Annotated in this window: 21 protein-coding genes; 4 read left to right on the top strand and 17 right to left on the bottom strand. The window is 33.7% G+C overall.

Annotated features, from left to right (window positions below):
- Positions 1–58: 58 nt before the first annotated feature.
- The 13 genes from BKP37_RS04180 to BKP37_RS04120 all read right to left on the bottom strand — a co-directional run bounded on the left by BKP37_RS04180 (position 59) and on the right by BKP37_RS04120 (position 8,797).
- The gene (locus tag BKP37_RS04180) at positions 59–400 is read right to left on the bottom strand and encodes a hypothetical protein (RefSeq protein ID WP_071308433.1); all 342 of its coding nucleotides are present in this window, start codon (positions 398–400) and stop codon (positions 59–61) included.
- A 323-nt stretch (positions 401–723) separates the two neighbouring features.
- Positions 724–1,305 (bottom strand): SpoIIIAH-like family protein, encoded by a 582-nt coding sequence (locus BKP37_RS04175; protein WP_071308432.1) that lies wholly within the window; start codon positions 1,303–1,305, stop codon positions 724–726.
- A 4-nt stretch (positions 1,306–1,309) separates the two neighbouring features.
- Positions 1,310–1,981, bottom strand: coding sequence for a stage III sporulation protein AG (spoIIIAG, locus tag BKP37_RS04170; RefSeq protein WP_071308431.1), 672 nt, complete (start codon positions 1,979–1,981; stop codon positions 1,310–1,312).
- Between the two features lie 5 nt (positions 1,982–1,986).
- Positions 1,987–2,622 (bottom strand): stage III sporulation protein AF, encoded by a 636-nt coding sequence (gene spoIIIAF, locus BKP37_RS04165; protein ID WP_071308430.1) that lies wholly within the window; start codon positions 2,620–2,622, stop codon positions 1,987–1,989.
- 56 nt (positions 2,623–2,678) lie between these two features.
- The gene (gene spoIIIAE / locus BKP37_RS04160; RefSeq protein ID WP_071308429.1) at positions 2,679–3,842 is read right to left on the bottom strand and encodes a stage III sporulation protein AE; all 1,164 of its coding nucleotides are present in this window, start codon (positions 3,840–3,842) and stop codon (positions 2,679–2,681) included.
- A 20-nt stretch (positions 3,843–3,862) separates the two neighbouring features.
- A complete protein-coding gene (gene spoIIIAD / locus BKP37_RS04155) occupies positions 3,863–4,252 on the bottom strand; it encodes a stage III sporulation protein AD (RefSeq protein WP_071308428.1) in 390 nt (129 codons plus the stop codon).
- 14 nt (positions 4,253–4,266) lie between these two features.
- Entirely contained in the window at positions 4,267–4,470 is a 204-nt protein-coding gene (gene spoIIIAC, locus BKP37_RS04150) for a stage III sporulation protein AC (protein WP_071308427.1), read from the bottom strand.
- A gap of 24 nt (positions 4,471–4,494) precedes the next feature.
- On the bottom strand, positions 4,495–5,007 hold the full coding sequence (spoIIIAB, locus tag BKP37_RS04145) for a stage III sporulation protein SpoIIIAB (RefSeq protein ID WP_071308426.1): 513 nt from the start codon (positions 5,005–5,007) through the stop codon (positions 4,495–4,497).
- Positions 5,004–5,930, bottom strand: coding sequence for a stage III sporulation protein AA (gene spoIIIAA / locus BKP37_RS04140; RefSeq protein ID WP_071308425.1), 927 nt, complete (start codon positions 5,928–5,930; stop codon positions 5,004–5,006). The genes spoIIIAB and spoIIIAA overlap by 4 nt, the downstream gene beginning before the upstream one ends.
- 102 nt (positions 5,931–6,032) lie before the next feature.
- Positions 6,033–6,314, bottom strand: coding sequence for a YqhV family protein (locus tag BKP37_RS04135; RefSeq protein ID WP_071308424.1), 282 nt, complete (start codon positions 6,312–6,314; stop codon positions 6,033–6,035).
- Between the two features lie 176 nt (positions 6,315–6,490).
- Positions 6,491–7,048: an elongation factor P gene (efp, locus tag BKP37_RS04130; protein ID WP_071308423.1), complete on the bottom strand. Its 558-nt coding sequence runs from the start codon at positions 7,046–7,048 to the stop codon at positions 6,491–6,493.
- 37 nt (positions 7,049–7,085) lie between these two features.
- Complete coding sequence (locus tag BKP37_RS04125) at positions 7,086–8,156, bottom strand: M24 family metallopeptidase (protein ID WP_071308422.1); 1,071 nt, start codon at positions 8,154–8,156, stop codon at positions 7,086–7,088.
- A gap of 167 nt (positions 8,157–8,323) precedes the next feature.
- On the bottom strand, positions 8,324–8,797 hold the full coding sequence (locus tag BKP37_RS04120; RefSeq protein ID WP_071308421.1) for a YqhR family membrane protein: 474 nt from the start codon (positions 8,795–8,797) through the stop codon (positions 8,324–8,326).
- Positions 8,798–9,184: 387 nt separating this feature from the next.
- Between BKP37_RS04120 and BKP37_RS04115 the strand changes: the two genes are divergently transcribed.
- A complete protein-coding gene (locus tag BKP37_RS04115) occupies positions 9,185–9,562 on the top strand; it encodes an SA1362 family protein (RefSeq protein WP_071308420.1) in 378 nt (125 codons plus the stop codon).
- Between the two features lie 26 nt (positions 9,563–9,588).
- Here BKP37_RS04115 and mntR read toward each other — a convergent pair whose 3' ends face one another.
- From mntR to BKP37_RS04100, 3 genes are all read right to left on the bottom strand, one after another.
- Entirely contained in the window at positions 9,589–10,023 is a 435-nt protein-coding gene (gene mntR, locus BKP37_RS04110; protein ID WP_071308419.1) for a transcriptional regulator MntR, read from the bottom strand.
- Between the two features lie 110 nt (positions 10,024–10,133).
- Entirely contained in the window at positions 10,134–11,159 is a 1,026-nt protein-coding gene (splB, locus tag BKP37_RS04105; RefSeq protein WP_071308418.1) for a spore photoproduct lyase, read from the bottom strand.
- 133 nt (positions 11,160–11,292) lie between these two features.
- Entirely contained in the window at positions 11,293–13,860 is a 2,568-nt protein-coding gene (locus BKP37_RS04100) for a vitamin B12-dependent ribonucleotide reductase (RefSeq protein WP_425424972.1), read from the bottom strand.
- 464 nt (positions 13,861–14,324) lie between these two features.
- On the opposite strand from BKP37_RS04100, the gene dat reads away from it, so the two are divergent.
- Positions 14,325–15,170, top strand: coding sequence for a D-amino-acid transaminase (gene dat / locus BKP37_RS04095; RefSeq protein WP_071308416.1), 846 nt, complete (start codon positions 14,325–14,327; stop codon positions 15,168–15,170).
- A 59-nt stretch (positions 15,171–15,229) separates the two neighbouring features.
- Here dat and BKP37_RS04090 read toward each other — a convergent pair whose 3' ends face one another.
- Positions 15,230–16,066: a lipoate--protein ligase family protein gene (locus tag BKP37_RS04090; RefSeq protein ID WP_071308415.1), complete on the bottom strand. Its 837-nt coding sequence runs from the start codon at positions 16,064–16,066 to the stop codon at positions 15,230–15,232.
- Positions 16,067–16,285: 219 nt separating this feature from the next.
- On the opposite strand from BKP37_RS04090, the gene BKP37_RS04085 reads away from it, so the two are divergent.
- Together BKP37_RS04085 and BKP37_RS04080 are read left to right on the top strand one after the other, a co-directional pair.
- A complete protein-coding gene (locus BKP37_RS04085; protein ID WP_071308414.1) occupies positions 16,286–16,657 on the top strand; it encodes a rhodanese-like domain-containing protein in 372 nt (123 codons plus the stop codon).
- Positions 16,658–16,788: 131 nt separating this feature from the next.
- The coding region (locus BKP37_RS04080) for an IS5/IS1182 family transposase (RefSeq protein ID WP_071308413.1) at positions 16,789–17,876 on the top strand (1,088 nt) is incomplete at its 3' end.

Below are 17,876 nucleotides of genomic sequence, written 5' to 3'. Positions count from 1 at the left end.
TTCCCCTTCAAAAAAAAAAGGTGACCCTTTTTAATTTGAGCCACCAACTTTACAAATATTATTCTTCAACTACGATATTATTATCATTTTTATATTGTTTAAAGACAGGAAATTCTGAAAGATTATCAGGGATTTTGCCATTTTCTAACAATATAATCTTAACAATATTTTTATTACGTGCCATGTGGAATTTATCACCATACTCATTTTCCTTTGTATACCTCTTGAGTGACTGATAATCTTCTTCTTTAATTGAAACACGATAAGCTTCATTATCTGATGTTTCAATCTCTTGTTCAAAACCTACTTCAAATTCTACAATTTGAATTTGATCATTTTTCATATTTCGCGTTTGTTCTAAAACCGCCTTTGCTCCTTCTGTTAAATCAGTCCACTGCATAATGATCTCTCCCTTATTTAAATAATTTTGCTCTTTCCTCTAACCCAAAGCGGAGCCATAGGTTTTATTATTTTATCCTCAAAAGTATTAAACATATGTAGGCTATACCATTTAAAAAGCATTAATTTGCCTTTCTATAACAAGGTCGTATTATATCATTAAAAAAATAGAAATGCATCCTTTTCATATAGTTTTTACAAAATTATTCTATATTATCATTTAAATTTAATTCGTTCATCATAAAGTTAAGGGCAAGCTGATACTGCACATTTAACTCAAATAAATAAAAGGATTGATCTACTGTAGATCAATCCTTTTATTTATTAGTTATTTGGCTGAAATGCTACAGCTACATCCTTAATGTTTAATTGCTCTTTTGCCATGTGCATAATTTTTATACCTTCTTCACTCGACAACTCGTCAGCCTTCACAATAATTTTCACTTCATTGTCTTCTGCAATCACTAATACATCTTCATAACCTTTAGTTTTAATTAGCGTTTCTAGCATTTCTTCTTTTTGTGCTAACACTCGTAAGCTTTCTATATTATCCCACGCTTGACTTTGAAGATCTGCCGAAGCATCAGATGATGCAATGACAGCCGTATAATCTTCACTTAATCGATCTCTCAACATTTGTCTTTCTAAGCGAATTGAATTAAATGCTTCATCATTTGTAAAGCCAGTCAGAATTTCCTCATCAAATAGACCATCCATCGTTGTTTCTGTTACTTCTTCGAATTCTACAAAAGAAGAATCTGTCTCACTCTCTTCAACAACCTCACCATTCTCACCCAAATAAGCTAATTGCTCATTTTGAGGTGGTGCCGTAATATAATACACCGATAATACAATAATTAAACTTAACATTGTTAATAACCAAACTGTTTGTCTTTTTAATACCATTATTTTATTCCCCCTTAGATTTCTTAGGTAATACAGAAACACGATGAGAAGGTACGTCTAGCACTCTACTCACTGCTTCTACTACCCAGGTCTTCACTTGAATATTTTCAACACCTCTAGCTACAACTAATACACCTCTAATTGTTGGTTTTTCTGTTTTAGCTACAAGCGGTTCTTCCCTATCACCACTTCGAATAATGACTACTTCATCATCTTTTGTAATATCCTCGACTTTTCTTTTTCCACCTTCACGATCAGTCTCATCTGTATGTTGTTGTTTAGTGCTTGTGTTTCTTTCAAAAACTTTGTTTTCAGTTTCTGCTAGGTTAATCATAACTGTAACATCTGAAATGCCAACAACCTGTTCTAATGCCTCGCGAAGTTGTTTCTCATAAGTAGATTCATAGTCTTGCATCGTGAGTGGTTCATCACTAGAATTCTTATTAGAAAATACAGCAACATCATCACTTATTTTATTTGATTGTTCATTAAATACTGGCATACTTTCTTGGATGTTACTAGTCTTTGTAAAGTTACTAAAAATCATTAAAGCCAGACCAACACACAGAAGGATGGCTACATATTGAATTGGACTGCTTCGTTTTTTCTTATCATCTTTGTTAGTGGGAATTATCTTACTTAGCCATGACTCCTTGTTATCGTTTTTGTCTGTCATTTATTTCAACTCCCTCCTTCCATAACAACCTCAATTTTTTCAAGCGGTATTGGCCATTTAGTACCTAAATAATTTATGATTTCTTGCTTGTTTGTTTCACCTTTTTCAGAAGTTACTAATTGTTTTGACGTATCAATCGTCACTAGTGAAACAACATCAATACTGCCCTTTTCCCCCAAGATTTGATCACTGTTTACGGCTTTAAGCTCCACAAGAACTTCTGCAACACTATTTAAGTAATCTTCTTCATCCAAAAAATTAGTTAAGTTAACGCTTACTGACTTTATTTCTTTTTCAAACTTGTCAATCATCTCCTCTTCTACTTGTCTCTTTAATTGGACAGCCACCTGTTCTGAAATATATGCAAGTTGTGCCGATTCTATTTCTTTTTTCTTATTTTCAATTGAAATTTCTAAATTTTTTTCATTAAATTGATTTGAAATCCCTATTGAAGAAACCCAGCTATCAGCTTCTCTTGTGAAAATTGTGAAAAGGGGATTTAAAATGATTACTAATAACAAAAGTCCAACAACCATCTTTACATAACGTTGTAAACTTGAATTGGGTAGGAGGAGTTCTAAAATCGTTGCTAAAAGTATTAATAAGATAATATTACTAATCCATTCTGTTAAAAATTGCATCGGCTCCCTCCTTTTTATGTAGACATAATACGTAGTATGATTTTGTTTTGAAGTTACTATCGCATCATTAATGATAAATTCCCCGCAGCGACCATTATGGTTATTGCTAGGAAAAACATCAAACAAACTGTTGCTAGTGCAGCGAAAATAAAAATAACAGCTTTACCAATAATTGAAAGACTATTAATGATCGCTCCACCTCCTAGCGGTTGCAAGACTGCTGCGGCTAGATTAAAAATAAGGGCTAATGTTAACACTTTAATTGCCGGAAAAGCACTGATTAATAAAAGAATAGCCAGTCCTACTACTCCAATCGTATTTTTTAAGAGAATTGATGCCCCCATGACCGTATCTGCAGCATCAGTAAATACTCTTCCTACCACTGGTACGAAATTACCTGTAACAAACTTTGCTGTTCGTATCGTTATACCATCAGCTACTGCCGTGACTGCCCCTTGTACGGAAATAACACCTAAAAATATTGTAAGAAATATTCCAAGTGTCCCTACACTAATGTTTCGAAGTAAATTTGCAAGCTTCGTTACCTTATAATGATCAGTCAAAGTACTAACTAGGCTCAATAACGCTGACAAAAAAAGTAAAGGTAAAACAAAGTGTTGAATTAACAGACCACTTGTATTAACTAGGAAAATAATTAAAGGATGAAATAAAGCAACTGATGTAATACTACCAATCGAAGCGAGTAAGGCTAAAAGCAAAGGAAGTAGGGCTATCATAAAATTTATCATCGAAGAAATCGCCGTCTGAGCATAAGTAATGGCAACATAAAAGCTATTTATGGCAATAATCATTAATACCATATAGACAATAGCATTCGCGACTTTACTTACTGTATTCTTTTCAAAAGCAGTTTGTAGCGTTTGAAGAATCATACTAAAAACTGTTAATAGAATTAAAGTTCCTAGTAATTTCCCATTCACAATTATTTCGTGAAAAAAATATCGGACAAAACCAAATAACCACTCTTTTAGAGAAAACTCTTTTTCACCGCGAACAAATTCCATAAATGAACCTTTTTGATTTTCCGGAAGGAAACCGCCATATTCATTTACAATTTCTTCCCAATACTCTCTAATTTCTTCGATTCCTAATTGAGAAAGCTGTTGTTCGACTAGATTTTCTTTTGGTGGTGGTTCAGCCATTGCTACAGTAGGTACAAGAAGGAAAGTAAAAATTAGTAGTGCAAATATTTTTTTCATGTTTAAAACCCCTATCCACCTTAGTACGGTAATAAACCAATCACAGTTTCTATAATTGCTGTAATGATAGGAATAGCCATTACTAATATAAATACTTTTCCTGCCAATTCAATTTTCGAAGCTATAGCCCCTTGACCAGCATCTTTTGCAATTTGTGCCCCAAACTCTGCAATGTAGGCGATGCCAATGATTTTTAAAATTGTTTGTACATAAACCATATTTATATTAGCGTTAATGGCGATTTTTTGAAGCATTGAAACAATTAGATATATTTGGTCTATAAGAAAAATAAAGATTAAGATCCCTACAAATACCGTTAATAGGAATGCAAAAATTGGTTTTTGTTCCTTTACTACCAAAGCTAAAAATGTTGTAATTAATCCTAACCCAACTATTTGAATAATCTCAATGGCAAAACACCTCCCTATTGAAACAGGAATACTCCTTTTATTTTTTGAAATAAATTATCAACAATTGTTGCAACCATATAAAGGACGACAACAAACCCTATTAATGTCACCCAATGAGCCCAGTCTTCCTTTCCCATCTGTTTCAATACTGTATGGATCATTGCCACAACAATACCGATACCTGCGATTTGAAATATTGTATTAACATCATAGCCCATGTAATCTCCTCCTTAGCTGTACCCCTACATCATTAATATGACAATTAATAGTCCAGTCAAAAACCCAAGACTTTTTAACATTTTTTCATAACGATTTTGCGCTTCAATTGCGTCCCCTTCTTCCCTTTCTAAATGGCTTAATGTTAATCGAATTTGTTTTTGCTGATGTTCTCTATCGTGTTGTCCTAATGTTGCTCCAAATTGACTCATTACTTCTAATTCCCCTTTACATAGAGCAGTCATGTGCCACGTATCATTTAAACTTTCTTCCCATGCCTTATGAACACTAACTTCACCCTTATTTAATCTCTCAGCAAAACTTTGAAAAAAGTATGAAATAGGTTTCGGCAACTGTTTAGCTATATGCTTACTCGCTTCTGATAATGGTGTTAGCCCATACATAATCTCTGATTCTAATGATTGTAGGGCAACTTTTAATTGTCTTAATTGTCTTGGCCGGTCACTTAATCTTCTAGCAAATTCAAATCCAACCCATGTCGTTGCAACAATGATTAATATAGCTCCAATTATTTTCAATGCAACCTCACCACATCTTTTCCATACTCATTTCGTATCCGATTGATTCTCCCAGGTTGAGTGCTTCTAGATAATTCAATCACTCTTTTAAACACGTGCATATTCATTAACGTTTTTAATGATGGGCGGTCAATAACATCTTCTAACGTCCTCCCATGTACAGTGGTTATAATTTTCACTCCTGAATGAATAGCTTCCATAATAGCTTCACTATCTTCATGTCTACCAATTTCATCTACTACCAACACTTGAGGACTCATTGATCGAATTAACATCATCATTCCCTCAGCTTTAGGGCAAGCATCTAACACATCAACTCGATTTCCAAGAGAGTGTTGGGGTATTCCTTTAACGGATCCAGCTATCTCTGAACGCTCATCCACTATACCAATTTTCATAGATGGAATTACCCCCTTACCTTCACTAATTATTCTTGCCAAGTCTCTTAACAATGTTGTTTTACCTGTTTGCGGTGGACCAATAATTAAAGTGTTATTCCATTCTTCACTGCTATATAAATATTGAACAAAAGGTTCTGCCACTCCAAGCTTTTGTCTAGCAATTCTAATATTAAAAGAACTTATATCCCGAATGGCCTTCACTTGTCCTTTTTCAGTAATCACCTTTCCTGCCAATCCAACTCTGTGCCCCCCCCGGATGGTAATATAACCTCGTTTTAATTCTTCTTCTAAGGCATATAGAGAATAATCGCTTAATTGGTTTAATAAATGAATGGCGTCACTAGGAGCAACAAGATACGGACAAGCATTATATTTAGGAAAGATCGCTTTCCCATCAATCACAATTTCAAGTGGTCGGTGGACACGAATACGGATCTCCTCAACTTTTTCTCTTGTAGGTAAAGGTAGCGAAACAACTAACTCCTTGATCTTCTCCGGTAGAACCGCTAAAATCTCCTTCAATCTTTTACCCACCTTCCAAATGTCGTTTGTGTAGTACTAGCCTTACTATTGAAAATGTATGCATACTTGACCATAATATGACTATTTTCATAACAATAGATTTTATCTACGTATTCCTATTAGAATTAATAACACCCCAAGACCAATGAGAAGTAATTTAGAATAAGATAGCTTGTCAGCTATACCAATCAGTCCAATACTCATTGTAGATATTAATATTATTGGTCCTACTATTGCTAATGCGGCGTTAACCATTAATGCCTTATCAATCGAATTAAATTTCAACATAATAGATGCAGCAGTTATTTCTATAAGGCCCGATATTATTCTTAAAATAACCATCCCCAAAACTGCAGTTTCTATTGTAGTTATCCAATTTTTCATATTTATTTCCACCTCGAATAAATAGACATATTTATAAGACTGTTTAGCATGTAGTACAACCTTATGTCTGAAACAATAATTTAGAACAGAAAAAAGCATCTATCTACAAAATGTAGATAGATGCTTAATCTTAATAACTTATTGAAATAATTCATAGTGAAAAACCAAACTTTGATTTAGGCTCTTGACATATAAGCTGCATTACGTGTATCAATAATAAGAACTTCACCTTCATTGATAAAAAACGGTACTTGTACAGTTAATCCAGTTTCTAAAGTAGCTGGTTTTGTACCACCTGAAGCAGTATCACCTTTTATTCCTGGCTCGGTTTCAGTTACCTTTAATTCAACTGTATTTGGTAATTCAACCCCTAAAGTTTCTCCTTGGAATGTCATTACTTGAACTACCATGTTTTCTTTCAAGAACTTCAATTCATACTCAAGCTGAGCCGACGATAATTCTAATTGCTCATATGACTCATTATCCATAAAAGTGTGTGTATCACCACTAGCATATAAATACGCCATGCGACGATTTTCAATATGTGCTTTTGAAACCTTTTCACCAGCACGGAAAGTTTTTTCTTGAATAGCCCCTGTTCGAAGGTTACGAAGCTTTGAACGAACGAAAGCAGCGCCCTTACCTGGTTTAACATGCTGAAACTCTACTACTTGCCAAAGCCCCCCATCTACTTCAATCGTTAATCCTGTTTTAAAATCATTTACTGAAATCATTGATTTTCCTCCTAATTAATCCTTATATGCAAATTTATTAATCGCCTAATATTAGTAGTTCCTTTGTAGAAAATGTTAATGTATCATTACCATCTTTAGTTATTACAGTATCATCTTCAATACGCGTCCCACCAACCCCTGAAATATAGATGCCAGGTTCTACAGTGACAACCATACCTGGTTGAAGTACTGTTTCAGATTTCTTAGAAAGGCCTGGTCCTTCATGAACTTCCATACCAAGACCGTGTCCAGTTGAGTGCCCAAAATATTCACCATAACCTTTTTGTGAAATAAAGTCCCTTATTATATCATCAGCTTCTTTTCCTGTTAATCCAGCCTTTATTTCTTTCATTCCTTTTATCTGAGCTTCTAAAACAGTATAATATATTTTTTCTAAATCACTCGAAGGTTTTCCAACTGCTACTGTACGGGTAATATCTGAACAGTAGCCCTTATAGTATGCACCAAAATCTAAAGTTACAAGCTCCCCTGTTTGTATCACTTTAGAACTTGCTACTCCATGTGGTAATGCAGATCTTAGACCTGAAGCTACAATAATATCAAATGAGGAGGATTCTGCTCCTTGTTTCCTCATAAAAAATTCTAACTCATTTGATACGTCTAACTCTGTTAAACCTGGTTTTATGTATTTAATTATATGATCAAATGCTGCATCAGCAATTTTTGCTGCTTCTTTTAGTATCTTAATCTCTTGTTCATCTTTAATCAAGCGTAAATTTTCAATAATTCCACTAGTAGGAACTAATGTAACATTTTCAAACCAATCTTTATACTCCTCGTACTGAGCAAAGGAAACGTGGCATTTTTCAAAACCTAACTTTTCGATCCCCATGTTTTTAATTTGAGTTGCCAATTCATCAACTAATAAAGCTTTGTGCTGTACAATTTCAAAGTCAACAGCTTGTTCTGATGCTTGTTCCACGTAACGAAAATCAGTAATAAATTTAGCTTCTGTTTCAGTTATTAGTGCTACACCAGCGGTTCCAGTAAACCCAGTTATGTAACGCCTGTTGTAATTACTAGCAATTAATATTCCTTCAATTTCATTTTTTTTTAGTGTTTCTCTAAGTTTAGTTAATCTTTCCACTATCCATCCTCCTTATAGCATTATAGAATTCATTAGCTAAGATATATGTAAACTTATACCTACATAAATTTTGTTAATTTTTCTTATTGTGAATTGTAAAACGAAAAGAATGTCCCTAATGGACATTCTATCACAAGCTATTATTATTTGAATAGGTAACCACCTTGTTATTTAAGCCTTTCACTATACTCATATGAGATGGAATATCCTATAAAAACACCATATAACACATACAAGCATATTCCTGTTATAATTGAATTAAGATCTAAATCAACTAATGGTTTTAATCCAGGGAAAATTGGATTCAAGAAATAAAAAACAATGAACCATAAGACGAAACCAAAACCAATACCTGGCCATATACTATTAAACCTAGCTAAAATATACCGATATAAAAATGAGATAGGAATTGAAATGAACGATATTAACGCTATTCCTACCAACTGTCCTAGATAACCATTTTTCCAATCCCCTAATGCAAAAGGCATTAATACTAAAGCTGGGCCTACTCGAATAAAATTAAAAAAGAAAGCAAAGTATCCTACTAGACTCCAGATTAATCCACCAAAAAATCCAATTGATGCAACAGTTCCGTTAAAACTCATTTGCTGTTCCCGTTTGTTTTGTTCTAAGTTTTCCATTTTTTTAATCACCTCAAAGTATAGTATGACCGTAATTCTTTAAACTATTGCAATTAGAATTTTCAGGAAAAGAGTGTAAAACATTATAAGTCTGGGAATATTATATATAGTAGAAAGCAAATTTTAGAGGAAAAATGTTTTACACGTAGAATATATTTAATTAAATATAATATTAATTTCTTAAGCATTTTAACTTTCATCTATTTTCTTCCCATTATAATATTCCTAGTTTTTCCCTATTTCTAAAACATGTTCCACTATTATAAAACAGAGCATAGAGTATAAAATACAAACGTCAGCATTATGGTGGGACCTTTATGAGGGAAGTTAGGAAGAATAAATCTGTTAATGTGTTAAAACATTTTAAGAATTTTTGGAGGTGAGCATATGACTCGTTATTCTTTTCATCCACTTATTTTATGTGTTTTAGGTTTATCAATTGTTGGCTTGTTTCACAGACTGTATAAAGATCCTATAGGACTATTTAGTCAGTTGTTATTTATGATTGTATTCGCAAGTATTATCTTCTTTTTAGTAAAGAAATTTTTAGCACATAAACATAGTAATAGTACTAATTATGGCTCACATCAACCTCAACCAAAGAGAATGAATTTCAAAACTTCCAATGGGAGTAAAATTGTTCCTCAGAAGAACAAGAAAGAGACCAAAAAAATTCCCCGTCCGCTAGTTAAAAAGCGAACTGAAGTAAATTTAACAGTAATTGAAGGAAAGAAAAACAAGAAAAAAAATCGAGCTCTTTTTTAAGAGTTCGATTTTTTCTTAACATGTCATTAATTTTGTTGATTTTCAGTCTCGTTTTTTTTCTGAACTTTTCTTAGTATTTCAACTCGATTTTTATCCTCTTCAAAGTATTGCACAAGATCACCTATTCGATCAATTGCATCCCAGCTTAAATGGTGCTCGATACCTTCTACATCTTGATAAATTTTTTCATTACTAACTCCAATTATCCTCATAAATTCCTCAAGCAAATCATGACGGTATACGAGTCGTTTTCCGACCTTCTTACCTTTAGGAGTTAATACAAAACCACGATACTTTTCATATATAACATACTCCGTTTGATCTAACTTTTGAACCATCTTCGTAACAGAGGAAGGATGTACATCTAAAGCTTCTGCAATGTCAGAAACCCTAGCATACCCTTTATCTTCTATTAATAAATAAATTCTTTCTAAATAATCTTCCATACTTGGTGTTGGCATCGTGTCCCCTCCGCTTTCCTCTCCAGCCATCCATACTACTTTTTTACATGCTTAAGATTATACTACAATCAAATTTGATGGACAACTCATCTAAAACAGTTAAAAACGCTTCAAGTATAATACTCTATTTTAGCGTTCGGGAAGAATTTTTGAATATATCCTTCGATAGTACCTTTTAATTCATCAGATTCGTCATTCTTATATACATATTTCCCTCTACCATATTTTCCCCATTTATATTTTCGATCCTCTTCATTCATTTCAAGTTTTGATTTTGGGTAACGTTTTAAGATTGTTCTTTTTGCTGTTTTCGTAAAGCGGTGCTGGATTAGTTCAAACGTTAAGTCTTTAGTTGCATATAAAGGTAGAGTAGATTCAAGTTTCTCAAACAGCTCTAAATAACCTTCTTCCCATCCTTCATGTCGATATAGCGGCGCTAAAATAAAACCTAACGGATAATGAGCCTTTGCAACTTTTCCTGCTGCTTCAATTCGTTTATCAAACGTGGATGTACCAGGTTCAAAATTTTTAATTACATAATTAGAATTTAAACTAAAACGAAACCGAGAATTTCCGTTGTGCCTTGCATCTAAAAGATGATCAACATGATGATATTTTGTTACAAACCTAAGTCGCCCTAAATCTGTTTGACCAAAAAATTCAATAGCCCTTTTCAAAGAATGAGTTAAATGATCAATACCTACAATATCAGAGGTACATGCCGCTTCAAAACGAGTAATTTCTGGTTCTCTTTCCTTAATATATTTTGTTGCAGCTTCAAATATCTCTTCCAAATTAACATAAGTACGAATATATGGCTTATCACCCATTGTCGTTTGTAAATAACAGTAGTGACAGTGACCCATGCACCCAGTAGCAAGCGGAATAGCATATTCTGCAGATGGCTTTGACGTGTCAAATTTCAATGTTTTCCTCACACCCACAACAAGTGTTGATTTTGCATTTCGGTATTTTTGGTTTTCATTTTCTCCTGGAATATTTCTGACTTGATTGTGTGAAGTTGTTTCCCTAATTTCTAACCCCATTTTTTCAAACTTTTCTTTTAACTCAAGTCCTAGTGTATAATCCAATGCTTTTGGTTCTATATAAACAAGTTGAGGTATAAAAGGCTCCATTTTATTTACCACCTTATTTTATTGTATCTTTATTCTTTATTAAGGTGTGCAGATTTATTATTTTATTTTGGTGTAATAGCTACCGAAAATGGAAAAGAGAGAACATACATAATGTTCTCTCCCTCCATTAAACTTATAGTCCACACTTTAACTGAGCATTACAATTTGTGCATGTATTACAGCCGCCTATATCCTCAACTGTACCTGTACGGCAAACTGGGCAAGTGTTCCCAACCTCTGACCCAATTGTTACTGATGTCGACCGTAGATCAGCAATTGTATCAAGAAGAACCACTTGTTGCTTCGCTGTCTTTTTCTCGTCAACATTTATATCCTCTAATTTATTTTCTTCTGCAGTTAAAGAAAGTACTTGAGCATCACGACTACCATCTACATAAACAGTACCACCTTTAGCACCACCTCGATATAAACGTTCATATACAGCTTGAACTTGATCAACTGTATATCCACGCGGAGCATTAACAGTTTTAGATAAGGAGCTATCTACCCAACGTTGAATAATGCATTGAACGTCCGCATGAGCCTCCGGAGATAAATCCATTGTTGAGATAAACCATTCAGGTAATTCATTAGGATCAGCATCTGGATTAGAGTTATAATATTCTTCTACAATTCCTGCTTTTACTTCAATAAACTTACCTAAACGGCCACTTCGATAATAAGAGAATGAGTAGTAAGGCTCAAGTCCTGTGCTAACTCCTACCATAGTTCCTGTACTTCCCGTAGGAGCAACAGTTAATAAGTGCGAATTTCTAATGCCACATTTTAGAATATCTTGACGGATATCTTCAGGCATTTTTCTCATATAACCACTATTAATAAATTTTTCACGTAGCAATTCTGTTTCTGCATCGCTTTCTCCAAGTAAAAATGGGAAACTACCTTTTTCTTTTGCAAGCTCGATGCTTGTTCGGTAAGCAGTCGTTGCAATTGTTTCGAAAATTTGATCGATTAACTGATTACCTTCTTGGGACCCATAAACAGTTTCAGTGTAGATTAATAAGTCATGTAAACCCATTACCCCTAAACCTACACGTCTCTCTCCCTTTGCCATTTTTGTATTAGCATCTAAGAAGTACGGAGTTGCGTCAATGACATTATCCTGCATTCTTACACCAACACTAACCGTACGTTTTAATTTCTCAAAATCAACCTGCTTCGTTTCTTTGTTTGCCATTTCAGCTAAATTTATCGCAGCCAAGTTACAAACACTATATGGCGCAAGGGGTTGTTCTCCACAAGGATTTGTTGCTACAACTTTTTGACCATATGCTACGGCATTAGTCATATCATTGGCATTATCAATAAAGAAAATCCCTGGCTCAGCTGAGTATGTTGCACAAATATTGACTAGCTTCCATAATTCACGTGCCTTAATTGTACGATATGTCCTAACATTGAAACCTAGTGCTTCCCACTCACGAACATCTCCATACTTATTCCAATCGCGATTATATGCTTCCATTTCTTCTGGTGAATAATTTTCAACATCAGGAAAACGTAGTGGGTAATCCTCATCGTGTTCTACAGCTTTCATAAATTCTTTTGTTAAACATATTGAGATATTTGCACCTGTTAAAAATTCAGGGTTATTCACACTATAAGTTCCACCTAAGCGAAGCTTTTCTTCAGCTTCTTTAAATACATCCTCATCAAACCCACCGAAGCCTGGTATTGCTTGGTAATTCAAAATTCCTTGATACATTGCTTTTTCAACTTCAGATAAAGGCGAAAATTTGAGCTTATCCTTAACAAGTTGCTTAATTTGAGAATCATTCGTATTTTCTAACAAAAATCTTAATATTTTTGGGTTTTGCATTTTAGAAATGATGAACTCTAAAATATCTGGATGCCAATCTGCAAGCATGATCATTTGAGCGCCACGACGCGAACCACCTTGTTCCACTAAATGTGTGAGTTTAGCAATATCATCTAACCAAGATACTGACCCAGAAGATTTACCATTAACTCCTCTAGCAAGTGTATTTCTCGGCCTTAAAGTTGAACCGTTCGTTCCAACGCCACCACCACGGCTCATAATTTCCATCACTTGAGTACGGTGTTCTGATATTCCACCTCTAGAGTCTTTTACGAAAGGCATAACGTAGCAATTAAAATAAGTAACGTCTGTACCTGAGCCAGCACCATATAGTACTCTTCCCGCTGGAATAAAATTGAGATTAACTAATTCTTCATAAAACTCTTGAAAAGACGATTGCTTACGTTCCTCTGAGGTTTCTACCGAAGCAAGTCCAGTTGCATTACGCATGGCAATTTGTTCATAGAATATTTCTAAGGGCTTTTCAATCGAATCAAGAGCTCTCGTTACAATTCCAGTAGCCATTTCTTCAGGATCATCAAGAACTCCTTGAAATTCCTCGTCAACTAAAATACTTGCTTCACTTTTATCCCAGTCAATGTTTCGAATAAAACCATATCCGCGAGCAGGAAATTTCGGATCTTGTTTTACTGTTAAGACGACAAAATCTCCTTCTTTTAACGTTTTTTTCTCCGTATCTTTAAAGGTATAACGATCTAACATTACGAGACGTGATACGCCTTTTTTACTGAGTCTCATGTCCGGTGTGATTGTGTGAACTTGCGGAAATTGTTTAATATCCTCGTTAAGACTCTCCACATTAATTCGCATCACTTTTGACATTGTCATCGCCACACGCATTCTCCCCTTTTATTAAATAATATACATTTTCATGATGTAAAAAATATACGTGAGTTTTTTTACCACTTTTGGTATTTGATACCAAAATATTTCTCATGATAGCTTGTCTAAGCTTACCATAGAAATAATAACTATTCAATATATAGTGTTCGATTATCACACTAAAATACTATATATTGTTATCAGTCGGAAAAATTTTGTTTTTGTCAACTTTAAAAGAGAATAAATATAAAAGAAAAATGTAGAAATTCTAACAAAATCCCTTAAAAAATAATAAATATGGACAATTTTCTTATTTGCATTAGAAAAATGTCTTCTAAGTCCTTATAATAAAAGCATTTGTTAGATTTAATCGCCAAAAAAATATTTTACAATAGAAACATAAATAAATTTTATCTATACTTACTTATACATAAACCCATTAATACATGTAGAATTTGTAATATACTGGAGGAATGAAAAAAATGAGCTATGTTCTACTTAACGATCAAATTATGGAACGAGAAAATGTAAAAATTGATATGGAAGACCGCGGATATAACTTCGGTGATGGAATATATGAAGTAATTCCCATCTATAACAGTAAACTCTTTACACTAGATGAGCACTTAGAGCGGTTTAAAGATAGTGCAAGAAAATTAGAAATAAAACTTCCTTACGACAAAAATAAGTTAGAAAAACTATTACATCAATTAAAGGATGCAAATAAAATCGTCAATGGGATTATTTATGTACAAATGACTAGAGGTGTTTCACCCCGATCTCACCTTTATGAACGTGATTTAAACGGCATAATTACAGGTTTTAGTAGAGAAATGTCTTTTCCCAAAAGAACCAAACAAGAAGGGATACATGTTTTTGTAACAGAAGATATTCGTTGGCTACGTTGTGATATTAAAACAATTAATTTATTAGGCAATACAATGATAAAAAGAAATGCCTTTGATAAACAATGTCAAGAAGGTGTTATGCATCGTAACGGGAACATCACTGAGGGATCCTCGTCAAACATCTTTATTGTTAAAAACAGAACATTATATACCCATCCTGTGACAAACTTGATATTAAATGGTATTACAAGACAACTTGTAATACAGCTTGCTCGTGAAAACAATATCCAGGTAATAGAAGAAGCTATTTCCTTACAGCAGCTAAAAGGTGCAGACGAAGCTTTTATTACTAGTACTACACAAGAAATAACCCCAATAAGAAATGCAATTGGTGATGTTGATGCTACTTTTCAAATTGGTGAGATTACAAAAACTTTACAACAGTCGTTTAATAAATATGTAGAAATACATTGTAAGTAATGGTACAAAAGGAAGCCTTCTAAGTTTTAGGCTTCCTTTTGTACCATTTGAATTTCGTATTACCTTCGGAAATTCCACTCATCATTTGCATAACGTTTTACAGCTAGTTCATGTACGTATGCTTCTTGCTCTTCAGACAGTTGATAAGGCACTAAATCAATTTGCAACCCTTTTTCAAAGCCTCTTTTGAAAGCAACCTCTGCATCATCAATTGTAACCTTATGTTTAATTAACTCATTAATAGGAACAGCTTTTTGACTAAATCCTTTTAATAAACGATCTCGAACTCGCTCATTTGGAAATTTAAATAATTCAAAAAGTTTAGTTTCATCGAGTTCTAATATAATAGACCCGTGCTGTAAAATGACATTTTTTTGCCTAGTTTGAGCACTTCCCGCTACTTTTCTACCTTCTACAACGAGTTCATACCAGGATGGTGCATCAAAACAAACTGCCGAACGTGGATTTTTTAAATTTTCCTGGTCCTCCTTTGTTTTTGGAATGGCAAAATAAGCATCAAGTCCCAATTGTTTAAATCCATCTAGTACGCCTTCTGAAATAACTCTATAAGATTCGGTAACTCCCTTTGGCATCTTCGGATGATTCTCTGAAACAATAACACTATATGTAAGCTCCTTATCATGTAGCACTCCTCTTCCGCCTGTTGGCCGCCTTATAAAACCCAGTTCATTCTTTTTTACCGCTTCTAAATTAATTTCTTTTTCAACTTTTTGAAAATAACCAATAGATAATGTAGCTGGCTCCCAACCATAAAAACGAATGGTTGGCCTTATCTTATCTTCACTATGCCATTCTAACAACGCCTCATCTAAGGCCATATTATAAGCTGGTGAACACTTACCTGAATTAATAAAATTCCATGTTTCTTTCATGATATTCCTCTTTCTATTCTTGAATTGTTATCATTAATCTATAGTAAATATGTAACGACTGTCAAACATCTTTATTTGTATTCCTTCTTGATTAAACGAATGGATTAATTTATATTTGATAATATATTAATATATAGATAAAAGTTCTAAGTTGTTATTTAAGATTACATACCTACTAGAACAAATTCCAAAAATTTTTTAGAAAGGTGTTGTCACAATAAGATGAATTGGATTTTAGCAATTATGACTGCCGTTTTAGTATATTTTATTGTACGAAGATTTATCAAACCAAAATACTTAACGGACCTTAATGAGGAAGAATTTCGTCAAGGTTATAGAAAAGCTCAATTAATTGATGTTAGAGAGCAAAATGAGTTTGAAACTGGTCATATCCTAGGGGCAAGAAACATACCATTATCACAATTACGTCAAAGATCTAATGAAATTAGACCTGACAAGCCCGTATACCTATATTGTCAGAATGGTACAAGAAGTTTGCGCGCTGCTGAATTTTTAAAAAAGAAGCGTAGTTGTGAAGAGTTAAGTCATTTAAAAGGCGGCTTTCGTAAATGGTCAGGAAAAGTCAAAAAATAGAAGGGTGACTCCAAGAGGGCACTGAAAAAGTCCCTTTCAAACTCAAAAGCACCCTTTCCTTCTATTTTATGAAGGAAAGGGTGCTTTTTTGTCGAATTATTTTATTAACAAATAAGAAGTGGGTGTTAACGATGATTCCAAATCAACAAGCAATGAGTTTAAGCCCTTATATGGCACTATATGATATAATCGTGCCCAAAGATAACATGCTTCGAAAAATTAATGAACTAATTGATTTTTCCTTTGTATATAATGAACTTAAGGGCAATTATTGTCACGACAATGGAAGAAATGCTGTTCACCCAATTCGTATGTTTAAATATTTATTTCTAAAATCTATCCACGATTTATCGGACGTCGACATAGTAGAACGTTCAAAGTACGATATGTCGTTTAAGTACTTTTTAGATATGTCCCCTGAGGATGAAGTCATTGATCCAAGTTCTTTGACTAAGTTCCGTAAACTGCGTTTAAAGGATGTAAATCTTTTAGACTTACTTATAAATAAAACCGTAGAAATTGCGATTGAGAAGGAAATCATCAAAAGTAATTCTGTTATCGTTGATGCGACCCACTCGAAGGCTCGATATAACCAAAAGTCTCCAAAAGAAATATTAATGGAAAAATCTAAGTTGCTTCGAAAAGCTATTTACCAAGTTNATGAAAATATGAAGGATCAATTTCCATCCAAATCTAATACAGATGTACTTGAGGATGAAATTGTATATTGTCAGAAGCTTATGGAGGTAGTTGAAAAAAATGAAGTAATCCGTGAGTATCCCAAAGTAAAAGAAAAGGTGAATCTATTAAAAGAAACACTCGAAGATATGAATGAACAACTCNAAACATCCAATGACCCTGATGCACGTGTCGGCCATAAGACAGCGGACTCTTCATTTTTTGGCTATAAAACACATCTTGCAATGAGTGAAGAAAGAATTATCACAGCTGCAGTTATTACAACGGGAGAAAAAAATGATGGGAAGCATTTAGAAACTTTAGTTGAAAAAAGTAAAGGGGCTGGATTCGAAGTAAAAGCAATAATTGGTGATGCAGCGTATTCGGAAAAAGGAAATATTGAATATGCTAATACGAATGAAATACATTTAGTAGCTAAATTAAACCCCTCTGTAACACAAGGATTTCGCAAAAAAGAGGATGAGTTTGAATTTAATAAAGATGCGGGTATGTATGTTTGTAAGGCAGGTCATCTTGCAAT

This window comes from Anaerobacillus alkalilacustris (assembly GCF_001866005.1).
Taxonomy (GTDB): domain Bacteria; phylum Bacillota; class Bacilli; order Bacillales; family Anaerobacillaceae; genus Anaerobacillus; species Anaerobacillus alkalilacustris.
This window is presented reverse-complemented; position numbering and strand designations above follow the sequence as displayed.